The 24,037-nt window shown below is 59.4% G+C and carries 13 protein-coding genes and 1 pseudogene; 5 read left to right on the top strand and 9 right to left on the bottom strand.

The features are described from left to right. Positions 1-33: 33 nt before the first annotated feature. Positions 34-6,528, bottom strand: coding sequence for an autotransporter outer membrane beta-barrel domain-containing protein (locus LBW87_RS06380; RefSeq protein WP_265112878.1), 6,495 nt, complete (start codon positions 6,526-6,528; stop codon positions 34-36). A gap of 119 nt (positions 6,529-6,647) precedes the next feature. On the opposite strand from LBW87_RS06380, the pseudogene LBW87_RS06370 reads away from it, so the two are divergent. Beyond that, positions 6,648-7,611, top strand: a pseudogene (locus LBW87_RS06370) (IS3 family transposase); the annotation flags it as partial. A gap of 115 nt (positions 7,612-7,726) precedes the next feature. Here LBW87_RS06370 and LBW87_RS06365 read toward each other — a convergent pair. The 4 genes from LBW87_RS06365 to LBW87_RS06350 form a co-directional block, all read right to left on the bottom strand. Continuing rightward, positions 7,727-9,088 carry an McrC family protein gene (locus tag LBW87_RS06365; RefSeq protein WP_225200605.1) on the bottom strand — a complete coding sequence of 454 codons (1,362 nt, stop codon included), beginning with the start codon at positions 9,086-9,088 and terminating at the stop codon, positions 7,727-7,729. Then, the gene (locus LBW87_RS06360; RefSeq protein WP_225200604.1) at positions 9,081-10,976 is read right to left on the bottom strand and encodes an McrB family protein; all 1,896 of its coding nucleotides are present in this window, start codon (positions 10,974-10,976) and stop codon (positions 9,081-9,083) included. The genes LBW87_RS06365 and LBW87_RS06360 overlap by 8 nt, the downstream gene beginning before the upstream one ends. A 499-nt stretch (positions 10,977-11,475) precedes the next feature. Continuing rightward, positions 11,476-12,528, bottom strand: a complete 1,053-nt coding sequence (locus tag LBW87_RS06355) for a dienelactone hydrolase family protein (protein WP_225200603.1) — start codon at positions 12,526-12,528, stop codon at positions 11,476-11,478. Then, on the bottom strand, positions 12,525-12,923 hold the full coding sequence (locus LBW87_RS06350; protein WP_225200602.1) for a winged helix-turn-helix transcriptional regulator: 399 nt from the start codon (positions 12,921-12,923) through the stop codon (positions 12,525-12,527). Before LBW87_RS06350 ends, LBW87_RS06355 begins: the two co-directional genes overlap by 4 nt. A 193-nt stretch (positions 12,924-13,116) precedes the next feature. Here LBW87_RS06350 and LBW87_RS06345 point away from each other — a divergent pair, with 193 nt between their 5' ends. Continuing rightward, entirely contained in the window at positions 13,117-13,542 is a 426-nt protein-coding gene (locus LBW87_RS06345; RefSeq protein WP_225200601.1) for a MoaF-related domain-containing protein, read from the top strand. A 14-nt stretch (positions 13,543-13,556) separates the two neighbouring features. Here LBW87_RS06345 and LBW87_RS06340 read toward each other — a convergent pair whose 3' ends face one another. Next, complete coding sequence (locus tag LBW87_RS06340) at positions 13,557-14,102, bottom strand: cupin domain-containing protein (RefSeq protein ID WP_225200600.1); 546 nt, start codon at positions 14,100-14,102, stop codon at positions 13,557-13,559. A gap of 520 nt (positions 14,103-14,622) precedes the next feature. Here LBW87_RS06340 and LBW87_RS06335 point away from each other — a divergent pair. Beyond that, entirely contained in the window at positions 14,623-15,567 is a 945-nt protein-coding gene (locus LBW87_RS06335; RefSeq protein WP_413927619.1) for an aldo/keto reductase, read from the top strand. A gap of 39 nt (positions 15,568-15,606) precedes the next feature. Here the strand turns inward: LBW87_RS06335 and LBW87_RS06330 are convergent, their stop codons facing one another. Together LBW87_RS06330 and LBW87_RS06325 are read right to left on the bottom strand one after the other, a co-directional pair. Further along, positions 15,607-17,769 carry a hybrid sensor histidine kinase/response regulator gene (locus tag LBW87_RS06330; protein ID WP_225200599.1) on the bottom strand — a complete coding sequence of 721 codons (2,163 nt, stop codon included), beginning with the start codon at positions 17,767-17,769 and terminating at the stop codon, positions 15,607-15,609. Positions 17,770-17,908: 139 nt separating this feature from the next. Continuing rightward, on the bottom strand, positions 17,909-18,925 hold the full coding sequence (locus LBW87_RS06325) for a dienelactone hydrolase family protein (protein ID WP_225200598.1): 1,017 nt from the start codon (positions 18,923-18,925) through the stop codon (positions 17,909-17,911). A gap of 442 nt (positions 18,926-19,367) precedes the next feature. Between LBW87_RS06325 and LBW87_RS23980 the strand changes: the two genes are divergently transcribed. Next, entirely contained in the window at positions 19,368-21,380 is a 2,013-nt protein-coding gene (locus LBW87_RS23980) for an acyltransferase family protein (RefSeq protein WP_225200597.1), read from the top strand. Here LBW87_RS23980 and LBW87_RS06315 read toward each other — a convergent pair. Then, on the bottom strand, positions 21,360-21,917 hold the full coding sequence (locus LBW87_RS06315; RefSeq protein ID WP_225200596.1) for a flavin reductase family protein: 558 nt from the start codon (positions 21,915-21,917) through the stop codon (positions 21,360-21,362). The two genes, LBW87_RS23980 and LBW87_RS06315, sit on opposite strands and share 21 nt — an antisense overlap. A gap of 204 nt (positions 21,918-22,121) precedes the next feature. On the opposite strand from LBW87_RS06315, the gene LBW87_RS06310 reads away from it, so the two are divergent. After that, a complete protein-coding gene (locus LBW87_RS06310) occupies positions 22,122-24,002 on the top strand; it encodes an AI-2E family transporter (protein WP_225200595.1) in 1,881 nt (626 codons plus the stop codon). Positions 24,003-24,037 lie beyond the last annotated feature (35 nt).

Raw genomic sequence — 24,037 nt, 5'->3', positions numbered from 1 at the left:
ATTCGAGGCGGCATTTTCATTTGCCTTCCACAATCAGAAGGCAATCGCCATCCGCACGCTCAGTTCTTGGTCCGTCATGCTCTGCCCTCTCCGTGCCTGGTATTCCGCACGCACTTCGTACTTGTCCTTCGCATAGAGCTGCACGCCGGCGCCGAGGTTGATGAGTCGATCCGGCAGCGCCGATTTCGATGTGAACGAGATCTCACCGCCACCGCTGTCGGAGAGCGACACCTTGTTACTGGATCCGCCGGATTTCAGGAACGAGGCACCTACCGACAGGTACGGGCGCAGCCAGCCGAAACGACCAGCGGCAATCCGGCTGCCTGCTTCGATGGTCGGCGTAAGAACGACCGTCCATTGCTTCAATGCGGCCGCCCTCAGCGTCGCGCCTTCGCCGCTCAGGGTGTAACCCGGCATGTAGCTGCGCAGAAAATCCAGGTCGACATAAGGGCGTACATACCAGTCATTGCCTGCGACTTCATAGGCGGCACGGGTTCTCAGGCCGGCCGTCCAGACATCGTTGCGATTTTCGGCACGCCACTGTTCGTCACCGACTATGAACAGGGCATCGGAATCGTAGTTGCCGTATCCCGCGTGCACCGCGCCTGCCAGCAGCCATGGTCCGGCCTGATGCTTCAGCGAGAACGATACGTCGCCGCCCTGCCCGCGCACTGCCACCAGGCCATCGTTAGTGTGCATGGTCGAAGTGTTATAGGCGGCGGTGGCGCCAAAGAACCAATCCGGGCGGATTTCCCACTGTCCGCCCACCCGGTAGCTTAAGCCTTCCTGTTTGGAGCCATCGGCCACTGAAGTGTCGCTTTGCGTGAGGCGTGAGCCCGTGATACGCGCCCAGGTGCACTGCGTTTCACGCAGCATGGTCGTATCGCCATCAAACACGGGGCAGCTCAGCGCGGCGTTCAGGGATTTGCGACCGGCCAGCGTCTGGCGCGCGGCCGACTGGCCGAGGTCTTCAGAGACGGCCAGGCTGTTGAGTGCATTTTCATAGCTCTGAGCAGAGTCGACGTTCGCCATGCCGGCGAAAATGCCCGCAATGTTAACGCCTGCATCCCAGGCACGCTGCAGGCTGCTTAGCAGCGAACGTTCGGTATCGGTGGCGTTGCCTTGCGCCTTACCTGCAAAATCTGCGCCGGCAGGCGCAATCATCAGGCCGTTGGCGTTGCGCGTGACAGCCCACGAAATCGGGCTGGCACTGCTGGCGCCTGAGACTGCTGGCGTTCGCACGTCCAATGTATCTGCAGATACCACCGTGAAGCTGGTGCCTGGCAGCAGGCCCTGAACGGCGTGCGGTTTGATCGCCACACCATCTACACGGAGGTACGAAGCCTTGAACAGGTCGGCGTTCTGCTTGCCTGCGGCGGCGATGCTATTGACGTCTACGCGCAATGTGCCACCCAGGTGAGTGTACTCGCCGCCCTTGATCGTCGCCGTTGCGATAGTACCCACGCCGCCCACATCGAAAGTGCCGACGTTGTAGAACCGGCCCGGACCATCGCCAAGGTTGACGATCCCGCTGCCGCCGGAGACGTAGGTGCCGCCTGCTTCGTTGCGAACGTTGTTCCCCTCTTGCGTGCCGCCGCTGGCGAGGTCGATATCGCCGACCAAGGTGCCAAAGTTGCTCAGCAGTTCCCGGCCAAACGTGGAGATGACGGCATGGCCGGATAGCGCGCTGACGTAAGCGCCTTTGTTGATGGTGATCGTGTTTTCATTACTGCCGCCGTCGACGACGATGGCCGCGCCAGCGCCGCTTCCGCCCTGCAGCACGCCCGAATACGAGATCGTGATTTTCCCGCCCGGACGTGTCGGGTCCAGCGAGCCGTCGCTTTGCTGGAAGCCACTCTGCGCGAACAAGCCGTAAGAACCTGCACCGCTGGTCCTGATATCACCATTCAGGTTCATCGAAATATCGCCACCTGTTCCCAGAGAAGCGCTACGCTGGTTCAACGCGGTGGTGAGCGCCGTCAGGACGTTGTTGACCGTATCCGTGTCATTGCCGAACAGGCGAACAACACCCTGCAGACTCTCCGGCACCTTGTCGATATTGTTCAGAATCGTCCCCGTACCGCCCACCTGACTGACAATGGCGGTCAGCACATCAGCCGACTGCTTCAGTGCAGCGCGCGCCGTCTGGTCAGTCTTCAGCGCCTGGCTGACGGTGCCGCCACCGCCGCCCAGCGACTGGGCGAACACTCCATGTGCCTGGGCGCCGCCAGTCCGGATGATCGTGCTGCCGCTGCTGGTACTGATAGAGATGTTGCCACCTGTGCCGCTGGTGCCACCGGTGCCGCTGAATATCGGCAGCGTATAGCCTTGCAGAACCGAAGCGCCGCCGTAGCCGCCTCCGCCGCCAACGGATTGCGCGTACACCGCGGTGGAATAATCGCCGGTGGTGCCGATGTAGGCGCCATCGGCAAAGTTGACGTTGATGGCACCGCCGTTGCCGGAGGAGCCGCCTTTGCCTCCGTACGAGGCGGCATATTTGACGCCGCCCGGACTGCCAGCCGCGTTGGAGATGCCGCCCCCGCCGCCGATCGACTGCGCGAAGATGCCAAACGCCGCCAGACCGGAAGTCGTGACGACACCACTGTGCGTCACGTTGACTGCACCACCCGCTCCGGAAGCACCGCCGGCGCCGCCCAGGGTAACGCTGCCTGACTTGGAAGATGGCTCCTTGCCATTCGCCTCGGGTGAAACCGCCGGGACCTGCTCGATACCGACAGCCTTCAGCAATTCGCTGATGGAAGCGGCCGAGGCGACGTTGTCATCCGTGGCTGTGGGTGCAGTTGAAGAGGCTTTGCCCACGGTGCTCATCATGAAGGCGCCGCCACCGCCGCCTACACTTTGCGCAACGATGCCGTGAGCTTCGTCGCCATGGGTGTCGATGGTACCGGTGTTTGTCACCGTGATGGCACCGCCGTTGGCGCCAGTGCCGCCGCTGCCCCCCATCGTGAAATTGAGTACCAGATTCTTGTTGCCGCTGCTGAGTGCACCCACGCCGATACCGCCGCCGCCGCCCACCGATTCGGCATACAAGCCATACGAGGAGCTACCCCAGGTCTGGATTCCGCCTTGGTTGGTCAGATTGACGTTGCCGCCGACGTTGCCCAAGCCGCCAGTGCCGCCCAGCGTGCCGCTCAGGTTGGTCTTGTTGGTGCCCGACGCATAGGCTACGCCGCCCTGGCCGCCGCCGCCGCCGATTGATTGGCCCAGCATGCCGTAGGACACGTCGCCGGTGGTCAGGATGCCGCCCGAATTGGTCAGGTTGATCAGGCCGCCTGCGTTGCCGGTACCGCCGTTGCCGCCCAAGGACAGTGTCAGGGACAGATCAGGCCGCTTCACCGAACCATCGGCCTGTGCCTTCAGATAAGTGCTAACGCTCTTCCCGGCCGCCTGCATCTCCTTGTACATGTCGGAGTTCTTGAAGGCGGCGGACAGATCCTTGTAAGTGCTCGAATCCTGGATGTCCTTGATCAGCGCGTCGAGCTCGGCTTTCTTGTCGGCGTTGTTTTGATCCTTTGCCCAATTCTGGTAGGCCTCTACACCAACCGCCTTTTTCAATGCAGCGAAAAGTTCGCCGACGGTATCCGGCGCGGCCTCGGCCGCTGCCAGATTGCCGCCGTTACCACCGCCACCGCCGATCGATTGCGCAAAGACACCGTGCGAAGCGTCGCCATAGGTCTGGATGTTGCCGGCGTTGTTGACCGCGACCGTCCCACCGCTGCCGCCTGCACCGCCCTTGCCTCCGAATGACAGATTGAACGAGAGCTTGCCGCTGGCCGCAGCCGAGCCGCCACCGCCTGTGCCGCCACCACCGCCGATGCTTTGTGCAAGGATGCCGTCAGACTGCGCGCCGAGGGTGCGGATGACGCTGTTCGACGTCAGGGTCGCATTCACGATGCCGCCATTGCCACCGTTTCCGCCGTTACCGCCGATGGCGTTGACGATGGAAATCGAATCGGCCAGCGGGAGTTGCTTGACCAGGCTATCGAGCGTCTTGTCGAAGGAAAGACCGGACGCTGACGCCGCATTGACCGCGCCGCCGTTGCCGCCACCGCCGCCGATACTTTGCAACAGAATGCCTGTTGCACCGGTGCCGCGTGTTTGCACCAGGCCATCGTTGTCGACCGTTGCGAGGCCACCCGAGCCGCCGCCGACGTTGTTGGTGCCCCCGATGGTTTGTCCGAACGTCACCGTCCGATACAAGCTCAGCGCGTCTGCCGACGCAGAAGCCGATCCGGAATTGCCACCACCGCCGCCGATGCTCTGCACCTGGATGCCGAAAGCACCGTCGCCGCTGGTGAGGACGCTGGCGCTGTTGACGACGCGAGCACCTACGCTGGTTCCGCCGCCACCGCCGCTGCCGCCGATCGAGTTCGTCACGTTGAATGCGGAAGAGCCGGGCGCTGCAACGGCCAGGCCGTAGGCGTATGCGTTTCCTGCGTTGCCGCCGCCACCGCCGATACTCTGCGCGAGGATGCCGGTTGCCCCCACGCCGAAGGTTTCGATCCCGGCATTGTTGTTGACCATCGCCAGCGCGCCCGCACCGCCATCGCCACCGGAACCGCCGACGGCATTGGTCACCGTGAAGGAGGGCAGCGTCTGCCCTGAGGGCGTGATGACAGGAAAGGCCACGGCGAACGCATTGGCGCCACCGCCCGTACCACCGCCGCCGCCAATGCTGGAAGCCTGCAGGCCGAAGGCAGTTTCGCCGGCGGTCTGTATCGTGGAGTTATTGGTGATGCTGACCAACCCGCCCGCTCCGCCTTTGCCGCCAGAACCGCCGGTGGCAGAAGAAACCGACAGGCCGGGGCTGACCGATTTCGAGGTGGCATAGCCGCCGGTGCCGCCGCCGCCGCCGATGGACTGCGCCAATACCCCGGTAGCGCCCTGGCCCAAGGTCTGGATGCTGCTTCCTGCAACGCTGTCGAAGGAGACCTGGCCACCGTCGCCGCCACCGCCGCCGGTGCCGCCCAGGGCCACCGCCAGAAACGCCAGGGAGCTGGATCCTTTACCACCGGTACCGCCACCGCCGCCGATGCTTTGTGCCAACACGCCGTAGGCTGCATCGCCCGCAGTGCTGATGCTGCCGAGATGATCGATGGCCACGTTACCGCCCACGCCACCGAGGCCGCCTGTGCCGCCGCTGGCAAACGGCAGGATACCGCTACCGCCGCCGCTGCCGCCGCCGCCGCTGCTGATGACCGGCGTCGTGGCATAGAAAGCGTCCAGTGCGCTACCGCCGCCGATACTTTGGGCCATGATGGCGGTTGCCCCGATGCCGGTGGTCGAAATAGCGCCTTCGTTGGTCACCGAGACCACACCGCCCAGGCCCGCTCCGCCGCCGTTACCGCCGGAAGTGAATGCAGCCCCGCCGCCATTGCCGCCGACACCGCCCACGGATTGCGCCATGATGCCGAAGCTGTAGTCGCCTTGCGTGGCGATCATGCCTGCATTGTTCCCGGTGACGACACCACCGGCACCGCCCGTGCCGCCCGGAGTGCCGGACGTGAACGCGCCGGCCGCACCGGTGCCGCCGGCGCCGCCTGCACTTTGCAGGATGACCGCAGCAGAATTGTTGCCGTCGGTGGTGATGGTGCCCTGATTGATGAAGTTGACGCTGCCGCCGCCGCCGCCGTTGGACGGATAGCCGCCGCTGTTGCTGGCATTGCCGCCGTTGCCACCCAGCGAGCCTGCGTACACCGCGGGCGCGAGGTCTCCAGTGACACTGACGCTTGCATACTGGTCGAGGCCGACCGTCACCATGCCGCCAGAGCCGCCGCGATCCGTATCGGTACGGGATGCATATGTCCCGTCCTGAGACCGGCTGCCGTTCTGACCGATGCCGGCCGCCCCGCCCTGCGACAACGCCTTGATAGCGGGCAGCGCAACGGTGCGCGTTCCGGCGTCACTGCCGGCAATGATAATCGATCCGATGTTCAGGTTTACCTGCCCACCGTCGCCGCCGCGCGCGATCCCCCCGTCTGCGTCGGTCCACGAGGTATAGCCAAGCCCGCCTGTGCCACCGAATGAATAGACACTGATCAGTGGTTTGGCTTGTGTAAAGATACCTAGCGTTCCAAAAATGTCCGCACCGCCGAAGATGTCGAGCGATACAAGACCACCGCTGCCACCGGGCTTGCCAGGCACATTATGAATGACGCCCTTGGAGTAGGCAGAACCGCCCGCACCGCCGACAGACCCGATTTCAAGGGCTGGCGCGACGCCGCTAATCGGTGACGTTTGTACCCACATAGAGGCCGCCGCATCCTGACCCGCGGTCGCATTGGACCAGAAGAACGCGGACTCGCCATCGCGCCCGTTGGCGCCACGCTGCACCTGCACGACACCTTGATCGGCGGACGCCGGCCCCGCTATGGCCATTGCACCGATCGATGCGACCAACGCCGCAGACCCCATGCTGCGGTGCCAGACAATAGGCGCGCCGCTGTTTGAAAATTCAACGCGCTTGCCGCGACGCTGTTGCCCCCGCACCCTATTCGATTTCTTCATAGTAAATTTTAGTTAGTTCCCCTTTACACTTGCAAAGTCTAACCTAAAAATTTCTGTATCAGATCGTCGTTACCAAGCTTCGTTACATTCTCACCGCTGTCATTCTTGCGACATGAAAGGGCGGTAAGGATGTCTCGGATGCCCGGCGGCTCAGAGAGCTTGAATCCGAGAACGACAAGCTCAAACGCATGGTGGCGGAACAGCTGCTGGTGATTGATGGCTTGAAGGAGTTAAGCCGAAAAAATGATGACCTCCGCGGGCCGGCGCGAAGCGCTGGAAGTCCTTACTCGTCGGGGGCTGTCGCAACGCAAGGCATGTCGTTATCTTGAACTAAGCCGGCGGGTAGCGGGTTATCAGTTGCTACAACCTGAAAAGGATCGGAGCCTGACGCAGCAGCTCATCGCGGCATCGCAAGAGGTCCCTCGATTCGGCTATCGGCGTATGCCTGCCTGGCTGGCCTTGGGCGAGTCCCGAGTGCGACGGCTCTGGAGTGCGCTCAAACTGGGCATTCCACGAAAGCGGCCTCGGAGGCGTCGATGCGGCAATGATATTCGGCTACCTGGAGCAACCAAGCCTAATTCGGTCTGGAGCTACGACTTTGTTCATGAGCAGATGGTAGACGGGCGCTCGTTGAAGATGCTGTGCGTGATCGATGAATACACCCGGGAATGCCTGGCCATCGAAGTTGCCGCCAGTTTGCGCTCCCAGGATGTCATCCTGACGCTATCGCGATTGATGCGGTTACATGGAAAGCCGGCCTACGTTCGGTCGGACAACGGAGCCGAATTCACAGCGGCCAAGGTCATGCGATGGCTGCGGGATGCCTCAGTTGGTCCGGCCTTCATTGCGCCAGGCAGTCCATGGCAGAACGGATTCGTGGAAAGCTTCAATGGCAAGCTGCGTGACGAACTGCTTAACCGGGAGTGGTTCCGCAGCCGGGCAGAGGCCAAAGTGCTGATTGAAAGATGGCGTCAGTTCTACAACGAGCGCAGGCCGCATAGCGCACATCAGTACCAACCTCCAGCTATGGCCCGTCGAGCCTGGCTGGAATCGAATATGATCGACAACCGACTCACTGCCTAACTGGCTACAAATTGCCGACGCAGGTCAGGGAGTGAGCCATGGAAATGTTCATACCGTTCCGATGGAGATGAAAAGGGAGAACGTACCTGTCGGGCATATCGGACGATACTCAATGTCAGCCAGGGGCGGTATTCGTCGATCCTGTTGGAGATAAGGGTGCCGCTGCAATAAGACCCCGGCCATCGAGGGACGGCGTAAGAAGCAGATCGACAAAGCGACTGCCGTCCGACTTCAGATCGAATGGAATGACGTCAAGGAACAATCCCTCGCCAAGCCGGAATTCCTTGAGCGGTTCAGAAAATCCGGACCATCTGGGGTAAATCAGCACCAGCCTTCCCTTGCCGTTCATGTACTTGTGGCCGTAGGCAAATAGCTGGTAGACATCCGCCTGAGAAATGCCGGCCTTGAGGTCCTCCTTGCCATCTGCGTACACAGCGGCGCTGTCGATGAGTTTCCATTTGGTGTCCATGACCCGCAACCATTGTTGATCCTTTTTCAGCGCGAGATCGGGCTTGAGCTGGAAAGCCTGAGGCGCGTCTGACAGGTAGCGGCTGCGTACCTGCTTATGGAGCCGGACATCACCAGACGCCAACTGGCGTCCAAGCATCTCTGTCACGTACTTTTCGAATAAGGTCTCCATCGGAAACAGGAACGATATTCCGCGATGAGAATCCTTGAGCGAGAAAGGGCATTGCTGGTTGAGAATCAGACGCAGCCAAGGCAACAAGGCTTGATAGTGAATCATTGCCCGATCGGTTTTCCATTGAGCGAAGTCCGATGGATAATCATATGACAATGGCACGCTTTCGAACCCGTGACGCAGTTCGCGCGCCCATCTCTGGTTCTGCGGCGCGTTGCAACTGGCGGCCACTTTCACCAGCGCAGCGTGAATCAACCTGTTTTCCGCGCGGTTGTCCGAAAATAAATCGTATTCGATCCGAAACAAATGTTGACGCCCCGGGGATTGCATGATCTGCCGCATAACCTGCAGACGTCCCCGCAAAAATTGCTCCTCGTCCTGCACTCGCTCATAGTCCCTGCGGATACCTTTGCGCACCAAGGCACCTACTTGCTTCAGAAAGATCGACGCAAGTGCCTCGGTCAGGGGCATGGTACGCAACATCAGGTTGGCATCCGTTGTTTCCAGCAACTTGAGGTCCTCTACCGCATCAAGCATCTTCCACAGCAGCTCGCGGGTGTCACCGATATCCTGGGCATCTTCCGAAGTCTTGGGGAGAATTTCGATTTGCGTACCATCGGGCGCGGCAATTACACCGATGAAGTTCTTGACGCGGAGGGCTTTTCTCCCACCATATCGGGCTACTTCGATGAAACGATCATTCTTTTCATCCGAATAGGCGAGCGCCTCCAGAAAGGACCAGGCCTCATCACTGGAAATGCCGCATACATCGACGCTGTTTCCTTCGATGCTTCCTTGAACAAGCAGGCCGAATTCGCGCAGATACAGATCACGCATCAGGGTCGTCCGCTGCTTTCGTCAACGTCTCTTCGGCGCTGCCATAGATAGCCCGGTAAGTTGCCGTATGGCGTAACTTGTCGAGGTTGCGCCGATATACTTTTCCGCCATGAGAAAATCCGAGATCGCTCGATGACTGCGGCTCATATATCCTGGCATTGCCGAGCACTTTGCTGATTTTCTCCCAGTCTTCGAAAAAGTATTCTTCAAGGAGAGGAAGCACATTGTTCCTGAAGATGCGCGCCAGATCATCGAGCGAAGATTCCTCGTTCAACTCCATGAAGAAGGAGTGCCCGATCGTGTGCTCTCGATCGTATAGATATTCGATGCGCTGGTTGATCACCCGCAGCATTTTGACGAGATCGATATCGCCGATGCTCTTCCTTTTTATCAGTTCCGGCTCAGGCATCATCTCGATAAAATCGAAGCGGCGCCGCAAGGCGGTATCGACCACGGCCAGGGAACGATCAGCCGTATTCATGGTGCCAATGATGTACAGATTCGAAGGCACACTGAACCTGTCATTAGAATAGGGAAGCATAACCTCCGTTGTTTCCACACGTCCCGCCCTCTTGCTGGGTTCGATCAATGTGATGAGCTCTCCAAAAACGCGAGACATGTTTGCTCTGTTGATCTCGTCAATGATGATCACATAGGGCTTGCCATTGGGGGCCAACTTGTCGCCCCCAAGTACGCGTTGTTTGATCTGTTCGTAATCGGTCTCTTCGTCGGGGGCCAATACTTCGCCTTCGTCAAGTAACTCTGCCCCTGATTTCTCTTTGAATTTCAATAGGCTCTTGAGTACGCCCCAGTAAGCGGTGACATTGGCTCCACCGATGACATCGACAATGGCGGCGCTGGATGAAGGTTGCCGCTCGAGCTCGGCAAGATCTGGATAGCGTTGGACTAAGGCCTTCAGGCGCTTGCGAGATATGCTGTGCTTCTTCGCTCGCCCCGGATGAACGACTGCAAAAGTGCCGCGTGGATTGACCGAATGAATTTTCATGTCGCCACCCTGTATACCTTTGAACGCGTACGGCAAGCCGGCCCTGACCTCTTCCAGGAATGCATCGTAAAGTTCATCAAAGCCGAGTTCAGCTTTTCCTGCTCCAGCCTGACCTGGCCTGTACATTGCAGTGATGGCCATTCGTTTGAAAATGCCGTCACGCAGCATGTAACTCAGTTGCCCATCGGTTGTATCGGCCCGGATGCCTTCGATGAAGTCTTCATAGCTGAAACTTTGGTGAAACGTGACGAAGGCAATCCGCCCTTCGTTGCGAAAAGCATCGAATCTGGCTTTTTGGGCAATGAAATCACCTTGCGGATCCGGGTTGCCTTCTATGACCCTCAGGGCCTCGAGTATGGTCCTGTAGGTTTTTCCGGTTCCGGGCGGCCCGTACAGAATCAGGTTCAAAGGCTGTGGGGCTTGTTTTCGATAGCTTGCCCTGTCGTCAATCTCATCTTCATCAGGAACGTTATCGGCTTCGTTATAGTCGATGGGATTCGAACCTGTGCCGTCCAGGCGCTTACGACCCGCATCACTCAACTTGAGGGTGTCGAGCCATGCTCCAATCTGCTCCGCCTCCGGTGCTGCTGCGCTTGCCAGGCTGTTGTCAGCACCTGCCGGCAGTAAGCGGTGATTCACGATCAGCGAAACCAGCCCCTCGCCTTTGAGGTACATAACAGGACGTCCCTTGCTCTTCCCATGCAGTTTCTGTCCAACCCTGATATCGATGTAATTTAACTCAGGCCCACCAGTGGTCCAATGATCGGCCATCGGATAATGCAGCCGAAGCACTTCAATGACTAATTGAGCCCATTGACGATCCGCTTCCGAAAGACGGTCAAACAGAATACGGGCGTGATCGTTCAGATAGTCATCGAGCATTGTGTATCGCTTCCATTCGAGTAAGTTTGTTGATCTGATGGTGATGGGACGGTCGGGAAAAGTATAACTTTAATTAAAAAATGCGCTTACATAATTGTTAATCTTCCTGGGCTGTTCGGGGAAAGTACGGCACATACCTGCGTTGCTCTTCGACCTAAAAACTACGCAGCAACGTTCTTCTTTATTGATGCAATACCATAGGAGCGCATAAAGCATGAAACGCTGATCCAACTTGGAAGAAAGCAAAAACGGCGGCGCAAGAATTCCAAAAACTACCAAGATTACGTAATCCCACTAAATCAAATGGCATTACACATTTCCCGTCAGGAAAAAATTTCATGCCTCCCGACCCTTATCGTTGTTAGCGCAAAATGAGAACACAAATGCTTTATCCCAACAGACGTTATGGCTATCACCAAGAACTCGGATACTGGATGCAAGGACGCCCGGCTAAGGAAATCCCCAAACGCCTGAACCCCCGGAGCTATCCGTGCACAGGCTACTGAAGCTGGAACGCCTTTCCCAGGAAAACCTTGACGTCCTCGACCGATCGTGCGCCCTGTTGCAGGTTGGCGCCGCTGGAAACACCCCGGATCAGGCAGGTCTTGAGTTCATCCTGGACTGACTTGAGCGACGGATACTGTTCGCCGCCAGCCAATCGATAATAGGTTCCGTGCTGGCTGTCGAACAAGACCTGCGGGCATCTGTTGGCCGACGTAGCGCCGGCGTGGTACTTGAAATAGGCTTCCGTATTGTCGAAGTCGTGATACGAATCCGGATAGACATGGACCTCCACCGCCTGGCCCGCATGCTGCATGCGCGGTACGAAATTGAGGCATAACCGGGCCGGCGTGTAATCGTCCTTCTCGCCTAAGGCCAGCATCAGCGGCGCACCGGTCAGCGCCGGTGCCGGGACCTCCCACCAGATCTGCGAGCATCCGGGATAGAAGGCGATCAATGCCGCAAACCTGAGGTCGTCGTCGATAACGCCCCTGCGGAACGACTCCATGGCCATTTCCAATGCCACCGTGCCGCCGCGTGAAAAACCGATCATGCCGATGCGCCGGGCATCGATGCGCGGGTCGGTGGCCAGCAGCTTCAACGCGAACAGGGCATCGACGTCGTTGACCGCCGGGCTCAGCGAGGTCTGGTCTTCCATGGTGCCGTTGACGCCCCGTGGCGCAAACGAATCCACCACGAAGGCCGCAATTCCCATGTCGTTGAATACCTTGGCCCAGCGCTCGAACAGCTTCTTGCTGACACCATTGGAACCGTGAGAAATCACCATCGCAGGCACCCTTCCCTGCGCGTTGGCCGGCATGGACAAGGTGCCCCAGATGGCGGTGCGCTCGGCACCATATCGCCGGTGAACAAGGTCCCACTTGCTCTTCGGGTTGGCACTATTAAAATGGATCACGCCAGTCGGCTGGGACGACAGGTCTGCATAAACCTGGTCGGCGTGTGCCAGGCCAGACAGCACCAACGCCAGCAGCACCAGCGATGTCCGGAAATACATCAATTGAACCAATTCGTTTGCAGCGCCCCACTTCATGGGAGCGACTGCAGATTCAGACTTGGATTCGCACTATCATAGGCCGTCTGGGCAGCAGCAACAGCGTCCATATTCGACTCTGCCCAATGGGCCAAAACAGTTACTGTCTCGATCAACGTGGTGGCCAGCGCCGTCAGCCGGTATTCGACCGTCACCGGCATGGTCTGGAAGACCGTACGTTCGATCAAACCATCGCGCTCCAGCTTGCGTAATGTCTGGGTCAGCATCTTCTGTGTGATCCCCATGATCTCCCGACGCAGCGTATTGAAACGCATCGGGCCATTTTCCAGTTTATCCATTACCAGTAGTACCCACTTGTCGGCAAGCCGCGCCAGCAGATCGCGCGTCGGGCAACGACTGTCATAGATGTTGTAGGCAAAAAGCGGTGTGTTCATTGTCGCTAGTCAGTATCGTCGTGGATACCTGGTTCCCTAAAAGTGCGTTCTTTTGCTGATGGACCAACGGGCGTATAAATCTACCTCAGTTTCCTTTGGAAACCTAGGTGATCCAGCGGCGAAATCAACGAAAAGCACCCCGATATCCGCTGCCTGGGCGTCAACTCCTCTATCACTACCACCCGTCAAATCAATGAACAGAAAAAAAGCACTTACCGCCAGCTTCGCCACAATACTGTTAGGCGCAACACTCGGCTTGACCAGTCTGTCAGCAGTTGCTCAGGACAATGACCCCCACGCAGTCGTCCAGGCGACAGATGCTGAGTTTTCAGCGGTTGGCAAATCCTATAACGTCGATTTCGGCGACCAGAAATTCCGTCTCGATTTCAAGTCGGCGCGGCAAATGGTCTTCACCTCCCCCGATGGCAAGAACACGGCGACCGTCGACATCGACGTTACACCCATCGGCAATGATGTCTACATGATCTACTGGTCGCGTCGACCAGGCCAATATGTGGTGCACGTTGATGATTTCCGAAACGGCGTGGCTTATACCAACATCTTTTTGCCCGATGGAAAGTCATCGCGACGCAAAGGCACGCTGGTAGAAATCAAGTAACCAGGGCCGAGTCTTCATTCCGGGCGCTTGGCACCATTCGTCCACGGTGCCGGCGCAGGCGTGTCGCAAAATGGCTCGACATCTTCTTCCGGAATCATCCCGTCCTCCGTCCCCGCCATGGCGATCTCCAGAAAACACATATCCGGACTGTAGTCATACAGATAGTGCGAAATGCCGGGCGGCATGTTGACGAAGTCGCCTGTTTCGACCAGCGTCTGCTTGCCTTCATACATGAACCGGGCAAAACCGCTCACCATGTAGATGGCATGAAAGCCAAGTCGGTGGCGATGCCAGCCCGTACCGTGTTCCGGTGCCTCGTTGGCACGAACCAGATGGACATCAAGGCGATTGCCCGTCGCTTCCCTGATTCCCGGATCGGCGTACAGGAAGAAATCACGCAAGCCTGACTGCGTCCAGTTCAAGTCACGACCTTTGGCGTGATGAAACCTGTTGACTTCGCCAGCACCGTTAAGGCCCCGCGAATATTCGGCAGAACGCGCAGAAAGGCTTTCATTCTCTTCGCTGCTAAAAACCGTGGGGGAAGTGTCTGCAGGCAACATGGGAAACTCCGATAGTTGAAAGAAGTGATGTAGCCAGTCAAATGAGACGGGACGAACCTGATTCTTCTCGACCTGCTATGCAATCAGACCCTGATGCAAAGAGGCAGTAGCTGTCGCAATAATCTGAAAGGGCGTGTTGCACGCCCTACCTTCTCACACTTTCACTGTTCCAGTCGCCCCCAATCAGGGCCCTGCGATAATCATCGGACCTGTAAATGGAGCGCCCTCGGTCCCCCACTGCATTGGGGGAAGGACCGAGGGCTTGGGTGCGCCAAGGGAGTCTTGGTGCAGGGTGCCGGTTACGTTAAGGACCGGCAAATTTACTATAGCCGAGCACTAATGGAATGCAAGGTCCTGTGATTCAGATATGGATTCACCAGCTCTTCCATTTGCTGGCATCGCAATTCCTGAAGCGACCAGGCAGATTTACAGGCATGGACGGGCTGGTCGCTGGCGCGACGCCAGGTGGGAAAATCTGTGTAGTATCCCTGCCATTGACCCGTGATCGAAAGAGCTCGAAATGACAGAGTCTGGATTGCCCGCAAACACCATGCGCTCAAGGCTTCTTCGGGCCGGCCTGGCCCTGGCGTTGCCAACGATGGCGCCGACTGTCCTCGCACAAACCAAAACCATGTCTACCACCATGCAAAAACGCAGTATTCCATCGACCGGAGAACTGCTGCCGGTCATCGGCTGCGGCACCTACATCGGATTTGATGTGGCGCCCGGCAGCCCTGCCTATCAAGAGCTGGGCGGGGTGTTGACGCCCTTGTTCGAAGCGGGTGGCTCGGTGCTCGACAGTTCGCCCATGTACGGCCGGGCCGAACAGACGACAGGCGAACTGCTAGCCGCCGCCGGCGAGCGCAACAAGGCCTTCCTCGCCACCAAGGTCTGGACCACCGGCAAACAGGCCGGGATTGCCCAGATCAACCGGTCCTTGTCATTGCTGCAGTCATCCACCATCGATCTGCTGCAAATCCATAACTTGCAGGATTGGCGTACGCAACTGGCGACACTGCGCGACTTGAAGCAACGGGGCGTGATCCGCTACATCGGCATTACGCATTACACCTCGTCGGCCTATGACGAAGTGGCGCGCGTGATGAAGAGCGAAGCCATCGATTTCGTGCAGATCAATTATTCGCTGGGTGAACGGGAGGCAGAAAAAGCCATCCTGCCGATTGCCGCCGACCGCGGTATTGCCGTCATCGCCAATCGCCCCTTTGGCGGCGGCAGCCTATTCAGCGGATTGCGAAAGCAGCCGCTGCCACCCTGGGCCAACGAGATTGGCGCCGCCAGCTGGGCGCAGATCCTGCTGAAGTTCGTGTTGGCCAACCCTGCGCTGACGTGTGCCATTCCCGGCACCGCCAAGGTGCAATACATGATCGACAACGTCGGCGCCGGCATGGGCGACATCCCGCCCCCTGCTTTCTGGGCGCAGCCGGCGCATCGCATCGAGCTCTGACGCCATCTAACGAATAACTTCTGCCCGCCGCGCCGGAACTTATGCGCTTAACGAAGCCAGGTATTGCGTCAGGTCGTCCAACGATAATGGTTTGGTCAGATGAAGATCGAAACCTGCGGCGGCAGCCCGCGCCTTATCTTCGGCAAGGCCGTATCCCGATAACGCAATCAGGCGCATGGAAGCAGTTTGTGGCGCACTTCTTAATGCCGCCGCCAGCTCATAGCCGCTCATGTCGGGCAAACCGATATCGATGATCGCCACCGCTGGCTGGTGCGCCGCTGCCAGCGCGAGCGCCTCCCTGCCATTAGCGGCCGACCGCATATCCAGGCCCAGTTCCGTTAGCAGAATGTGGCCCATCTCGCGCAGATCGTCCTGATCCTCTACCAGCAGCACCTTACAACCTTGCAGGGGCGACTCTGGTTCGAGCACATTCCTGGCCGGCGCGAATGCGTCGCTGACTAACAAAGGCAACCGCACCTCGAACACGCTTCCCTTGCCAGCGCCCTCGGACTGAACGCTGACTGTTCCGCCGTGCAGCGAGACGAGCTTGTGGATCAGGCTCAATCCGATGCCCATTCCGCCCTTGGTGCGGGCCAGCGTGTTATCACCCTGAACAAAAATATCGAAGACATAGGGCAACAGATCAGGACCGATCCCGACGCCCTTATCCGCGACGCGCAACACGGCCAGGTCATCCTGGATCGTTACCGATACCCGGATCGAACCGCCTTCGTCCGTGTATTTGACGGCATTGTCGATCAGGTTGCTGAATATCTGCTCCATCCGGGTGCGATCGATATTGACGAAGACCGACTCGGTACTAAACGAAAATGTATGCCTGGAGAGCCGTGCCGTATCCATCATGTTCTGGATGGAAGCGGTGACCAGCGCACCCAGGTCGGTCGGCTGCAGTTCAAGCTGCACCTTGCCGTAGATGACGCGGCTGAGTTCGAGCAGATCGTTCAACAGCGAACGCAGGTGTTCGCTCTGGCGGTGAATGACATCGGCCGGACGCCGCACGGCTGGATCATCGCCTACCCGCAATCGTAATAACGAGATCGCGCTGGTGATCGCGGACAACGGGTTTCTCAACTCATGCCCGAGCATGGCAAGGAATTCGTCCTTGCGCTTGTTCTCGATCTCTGCCACCTGTCGTGCCGTCCGCTCCGATTCGAGCAACTCGATGTTTCTTGCCTCTGCGTCTTTCAACTTCCTGGCCGCGCTCACGATGGCCTCTTGCAAATTATCGATTTCGTGGGTGCCCGATGGGCGCATCGTCGGCAAGGCTTCGCTTTTGCCCAGCATCTCGGCCGCGGTCGCAGCGTTTTCTATCGAGCTTGCCAGCCGCCGCCCTACCACGCCGGCGCCGATCAATGCGGCAATTACCGCCAGCAACAGGCCCCCGGTGGCGATGTAACCGGCTTCCCTCACCTGACGGTCGATCTCATCCACCGGGACGCCTACGGCCACACCCCAGCCGGATAAATCCGAATGAGTAATCACATCATAGACGTGGATATTGCCGCGAATCGTATGCTTGAGCATGCTGTCGGAGGGCGACCTGATCGCCGCCAGCGTGTCGGGGTTCGCCCTCTTCCCGACAAATTCGTCGCCATTGACGCTGCGCCCGATCGTGATCCCGTTCTTGTCGAAAATCCCGACTACCCATGATGCCGGAATATCCCTTTCCTTGAAGGCCAGGCCGAAATGGTCCGAATAGACGGCTTGCGACAGGACATAACTCTTTCCGCTGCGGGTCTTGACCGGGACATCGATGAAGATGACATGTTTCTTGAGCGCCGGCGACCAGACCATCCCGGAGATATGGATTTCGCTGGCAGAGATGATGTGCTGCAACTCCTCCGGCGAGGGGCGCACCAGCAGTGGCGCGCCATAGGGCAAGCGGGTGTTGAGCCACTGCCGGCCATCCGGCGAATACAGGATCACCCATCCGTTGGCGCCGGATGCGCTGGATAGCGCCTGATCGTAGAACTGCTCGAATTTCTCGTCGAGGAGCAGCGGCGAGCGCGACAAGACGAGGACCGCCGACAATGCCCCTTGCAGTTCGCGATCAACGATCGACGCCGTGACGTTGGCGGTCTCCTTCATCGCCCTTATCGCATTCTCCCGTGTGCCGTCGCTCAGCCGCTTTGCAGCGAAGGCCGCAAATATCAAGAGCGGAACCAGGGCGAGCAAAGCCATGAATGCCAGGCGCGACCGCAATTTCATAGGAAAAGCTTTCAATTCGGGAATAGCTCGACAGTTTATCGCGATATGCGGTCACGCCCATAGCACCGGTTGGTCGCAACCTGTCATGACCTTGCCTGATTAATTCCTAACATCAACCCAGATGAAAGGCCGCCGCCAGGAAACGCCGGACATCCTCCACCGCACGCCTTCCCTGCGACGGATTGGCGCCGGTGGACACGCCGCGTTCCAGGCAATGCTTGAACTCTGCCTGGATGACACGTGAATCCGGATAACGCTCGCCGGTGTCGAGACGGTAATAGGCATCGTTTTTCATGTCCAGCATGGACGGCGTGCAATGGCGCGGGGTAGTCGCGGCGGCGTGGTAGCCGAAATGGGTCTGGCTGTCGTCGAAGTTATGGTAAGAGTCCGGGTAGACATGCAACTCCACCGATTGCCCATCCCGCTCCATGATGGGCACGAAATCCTGGCATTGCCTGGCCGGCGTGTAGTCATCCTTGGCGCCCAAGGCCATCATCAGCGGCGTGCCGGTCAGCGCTGGCGCCGGTTTTTCCCACCAGACCTGGGTGCAGCCGGGGTAGAAACTGACCAGCGCTGCGAATTTCAGGTCGTCGTCGATGATTCCCTTGCGAAAGGATTCCATCACCATCTCCATGGCGACCTTGCCGCCACGGGAAAAACCGATCAGCCCGATGCGGCTGGCGTCGATGCGCGGGTCAGTGGCGAGCAGGCGCAACGCCATCAAGGCATCCGCCTCGTGGACCGATACACCGACCTGGTTCTGGTCGTTCATGGTGCTGACGATGCCACGACCGCTAAAGGAGTCCACCACGAAGGCCGCCATCCCCATGTCGTTGAACAGCTTGGTCCAGCGTTCGAACAACTTGGGCGTGATGCCGGAAGAGCCGTGCGCGATGATCATCGCCGGCACCCGCCCCTTGGCGCCAGGCGGCATCGTCAACACGCCCGAGACCATCGTCGGTCTTGTGTCGTACTTGCGGTGCACCAGCTGGAACTTGTTCTTGGGACTGAGGCTATTGAAGTAAATACGACCTTCCGGCTGCGAAGAAAGGTCGTTCAGGACCACCTGCGCGTTTGCCGTGGCACAGGCGGCCAGCAGGACGGCCAGCAAAACCGTAAGTAATTTCATGGCGTGGATTGTGTCATCGAATAAGAGAATCGGCACCCCGCCCGACAGGCGAGATGGAAATATTAATGCAATCCAGGCCTTGAAGGAAAACTATCCCCGGGGATGACATCACCGCCCTTGCTCTCGGCCAGGCCCCCAGGCACTCCGTGACTCACCAAGGAAAAGCCAGTATTTCATTGAGCAATAAAGAAATCAGAAAATTCCTAAAGCTATTTTTCTGCTGATAGGTAAGATCGGATCTCGAAGAGCCGCGTTCGCCCTGTGCTGGAAAGTCTCTCAGTCAGAACGCATCAACGCTTCGACAACACCAGCAACGCTCGTCAATCCCGATGACATCGTTCCGACAAGACGGATCAGATGCCACCTGTCAATCATCAGATTCTTCGGCATTGCCTCGTGACTGCCGTCAGCAACTGAACCGAACCCAGGGTAAAAACAAACAGTGCGTCAACCTTTTCCTGCCTACATCCCAGCGATCGACGGCCTGCGCGCCATTGCCGTTATCGCCGTGATTGTCTTTCATGTCGACTTTCTGAAGGTTCTCCCGGGTGGCTTCACCGGCGTCGACATGTTCTTCGTGGTCTCCGGATACGTCATCAGCCAGTCCCTTTCCCACCGGGGCGATGTCGTCTTCTTCGAGTACCTGAGGGATTTCTATCGCCGACGTTTCCTGCGCATCCTGCCGGCGCTGCTGGTCGTGCTCAGTACCAGCTTCGTCGTGTCGGCGATGGTCATGCCGCAATTCTGGCTCAGCGAACTGATCAATCGCACGGGACTGGCGGCCTTCTTCGGCCTCAGCAATTTTGTGCTGGCCGGGAACACGGACACCTACTTTTCGCCGACGGCTGACCTCAATCCCTACCTGCATACATGGTCGCTGGGCGTAGAAGAGCAGTTTTACGTCATCTTTCCCGCGATTTACTTTTTCTGGCTTCGCTGGAAGAAAAAAGCGCCGATGGTCTGGGCCGTCATACCGGTTCTGGCATTGACGTCGCTGGTGATCAGCGCGGTCCAGACGCATACCGATCCACTCCTGGCCTTCTACCTGCTGCCAGGCCGGTTTTGGGAATTGGCGGCAGGCGCCCTGCTCTTTCAGCTGATTGATGCGGGACGCTTGTCAGCACTACCACCGTGGCTTGCGCGCTGGTTGCTCCCGTGCGGCATTGCACTTGTTGCTGCAGGATTTCTTCTCGCCGAGCGTAATCATTTTCCCTTCCCGTGGGCGCTGGTAACGGTGCTGGGCACGATGATGATGATTGCCGCGGTTGCGATACCGCGTGATATCGCACCATCCCTGCTGCAACGTTGCCTGCAATCGCCCTTGGCGACTTATATCGGCAGACTGTCGTTTTCTCTTTATCTCTGGCATTGGCCAGTTGCCGTATTTTTTCGCTGGACCACCGGGCTGGAGCTGCTTGGCGTTCAACTCCTTTATCCCATCATTGTCGTGGCGCTGGCTGCGGGCTCCTACCATTGGATCGAAACGCCGATCCGCAACGGCAGGTCAATTTTCCAGCGCAGCGCCTGGATCAATGCCGCTGCGGCCTTTACCGCCGTCGGCGCACTCTGGTGGGGTGCGCTTTGGGTGTCCGACAATGCCGAGCGCCTGTCGCTGAGCCAGACCAGCAATACTTATGACTGGTATGCCTACAAACATTATCCGAAGGAAGAAATCACCAAACTCGACGAGCCGTTATTGGCAGGGCGACAGATATTCGTGATGGGCGACTCCCATACGGCCGCCTATCGCACCATGCTCCATCTGGCATCGCTGAAGCTGGGCATCAAGGTCGTGGAATACGAAAAAGGCGGGTGCGGCGTGGTCAGCCTGATCGGTCCCGATCCGCAGCGATGCGCCGTGCGCCGTGAGGCTGACCTGAACGATATCGCGCAGCGCGCCAAACCAGGCGACATCGTCTTCCTGGCCTCTCTTCGGATGCCCGAACTCGACGGCAGCGAGTGGCGTCGGGGCAGGAATTTTGTTATTAACGAGGCGTTGTCCGAACTGACACCGGCGCAGATGGCAAAGGCCCGAACGTCCGCCGACGCCATGCTGACGCGACTGGAGGCTGCCAAGTTGCACGTGCTGATCGACGCGCCCAAGCCGCTGCTGATGGCGCCGGCGAATCGCTGCTCGGACTGGTTCAACAAGATGAACCCGGTCTGTACCCCGGGACTGACGATGGAGCGCGCCCAGCTAGAGCGTCTTCGGGCGCCTCAGATGCGGTTGCTGAATGGGTTGCAGGGCGACTACCCCGATCTGACCGTATGGGACCCGTTTCCACTGCTGTGCCCCGGTGCGACCTGTTCTGCCTATGACGCTTCCGGGAAACCCCTCTATTTCGATTCAAATCACTTGAGCGGTCATGGCAACCGGGTTCTCGCGCCCTCCTTCACCAAAGTCGTCCTGGGTATCTGGAAACGCGATCCGGTTTCAAATAACCTTGGTGAATAGCGAGCGGCGGCTGATCGCCTTGCCGGCGGTGGTGAAGACGCCATTGCCGGTGTAGTGCAATGTCACCGGAAACTTCGGCGACGGCGCAACATGGGCCTTGACGACTTCGAAGATGAAAAAGTTATAGCGCTCGACCAGGGCGTCGTCGTGGATCCGGCATTCGAAACTGGCGTGACACTCTGCGATCAGAGGCGCCTCGACCTGCTCGGCAGGCTGTTGGGTGAGCCCGAAGCGGTCAAACTTGTCGATCTCGGCCCCCGTCGTATTGCCAATGCGCACGACCGTATCGGTCAATGCGGTAGTTGGCAGATTGATTACACATTCACCACTACCTCGAATCAGATCGAAGCTATGGTTGATCGATGAGATCACGCAGCCCACCAATGACGGCGAGAACTCCATCATGGTATGCCAGCCCATCGTCATGATGTCGGTCTGGCCCCGCCAGCGTGACGAGACCAGCACGATCGGCCCCGGCTCCAGGAACCGCCTGACCTCTTCAACCGGAAAATCCCTCTTTACTTTCGTTCGACTCATCTGAATTCCTCCTCTGCAGAGGCCGCCATGGCAGGCGGCTTGTCATCACTGATCCGGGCCGGCGCGACCGAGTTCCCGCATATCAAGGTGTAAATGCCCTAAACCTTTCATGCCTGCAGCCACTGACAGGCGCTTCTGCGACCACGGCCGTTGTTATACTGCACGGCTGCGCCGTCGCCGCCGCGCCAACCTCATCCGCTGCACATGAACACGACCCATCCTGTCCTCACCCGCCTCACGCCTGCAACCCTGGTCGGCGCCAGTTGCGTCCTCGCCATGCTCTACTTCGGCCGCGAAGTGCTCGCGCCGCTGGCGGTGGCGACCATTCTCAGCCTGGTGATCCTGCCGCTGGTGCGCAAGCTGGCCAGCCTGGGCTTGAACCGGGTGGCGGCCGCCATCGTCTCGGTGCTGCTGGTGGCAGCAGCCCTGGTGTCGCTGGCGGTGGTGCTGGCGTTCCAGCTGGCCAGCGTCACCAGCGACCTGCCGCAGTACCGCGCCGCCATCCAGGAAAAAGTGGAACAGGTGCGGACCCTCACGGAACGCCCCTTTGCCAGGCTGGAAGAGCAATTGAGCGCAGTCATCCCGCCACCGCCGGCGCCGGCCGTGGCGGCGACGCCGAAGGGACGTATCGCCAAGAATGTGGCGGCAGCCCAGGCCGCGCCGGTACCGGTCCAGGCTTCTTCGCCGCAGATGTCGGTGCGCACTGCGGTGGCGCGCCTGTTCTCGCTGGCCTGGGGGCCGATCGGTCAAGCCGGTATCGTGCTGGTGCTGCTGGTGTTCATCCTGCTCGAACAGGAATCGCTGCGCGAGCGCGTGGTGCGCCTGGCGGGCCGCGCCGAAATGAGCCGCACCATGAAGGCGCTGGGCGACGCCGCCGAGGGTGTGTCGCGCTTCTTCTTTTCGCAGTTCGTGGTCAATGCCGTGTTCGGCCTGACCATGGGCATCGGCCTGTGGCTGGCCGGCGTGCCGCATGCGGTGCTGTGGGGCGCGCTGTGCGGGGTGATGCGTTTCGTCCCTTATCTCGGCGCGCTGGCCTCGGGGCTGGCGGTCACCCTGTTCATCGCTGCCATCGATTCCGGCTGGTGGCTGCCGCTGTCGTTCCTGGCCGTGTATGCCGCACTCGAAGTGGTGCTGGCCAATTTCATCGAGCCCCGGGTGTATGGCCACAGTTCCGGCCTGTCGCCGTTGGCCGTGATCGTCTCGGCGCTGTTCTGGGGCAGCCTGTGGGGGCCGGTAGGCCTGCTGCTCTCGACGCCGCTGACGCTGTGCCTGGTGGTGGCCGGACGTCACGTGGCGGCGCTGGAACCGATCACGATCCTGCTCGGCGAGGCGCCCGACATGAGCCATGCAGAACGCTTCTACCAGCGTGCGCTGGCAGGCGAATCCGACGCCATCATCCGCGATGCGCGGGTCACCCTGAGCAAGAGCAATTTTGCCAAGTATTGCGACCAGATCCTGCTGCCCGGCCTGGCGCTGGCCGCGCTTGACCTGCGCAACCAGCAAATCGACGCCGCGCAGGAAGCGCGCCTGCGACTGACGATCCTGCACCTGATCGAAACGCTGGTGCAAGATCCGGGCACGCCGCGTCGCTTCGGTCGCCGGCAGTCGGTGCCACTGCTCACCAGCAGCGTCGGCGCACACCTGCGCCAGTTGCGCACGGCGCGGCTGGGGCGCTGGCAAGGCTCGTTAGATGTGCCCAGCCGGTCGGTGGCGCTATGCGCCGGACTGGCGCACGAACGCGACGAACTGCTGAGCGAGTTGCTGGTGCATGCGCTGCGCGTCACTGGCGTCGACGCCCGCAGCATCAACCTGGAAGATCACGCCAACCGGCCCGACACCAGCAAGTCAGAACTGGTGTCGATCGTGTTCATCGTGTATCCGCTGAAAACAGCCTACGACCGCTGGCTGAGCGTCATGGCCGAGCTGCGCGCCGGCTTGCCGCAAGCGCTGATCGTCGCCATCCGCCCCCCGTTCGACGCCGAGATCATGGACCAGGCCACTGTCAGCGCCCAGGTCGACATGGTGCTGTCGTCGTTCGAGGAAGGATTGGCCTTTGTGGCGACCAATGCAGGCACGGGGTCCTGATCCACGCGCGGCACTCGCCGCCGCAACAGGCTACT

Origin of the sequence: Herbaspirillum sp. alder98 (genome assembly GCF_020179755.1) — a bacterium.
GTDB lineage: Bacteria > Pseudomonadota > Gammaproteobacteria > Burkholderiales > Burkholderiaceae_D > Herbaspirillum.
This window is presented reverse-complemented; position numbering and strand designations above follow the sequence as displayed.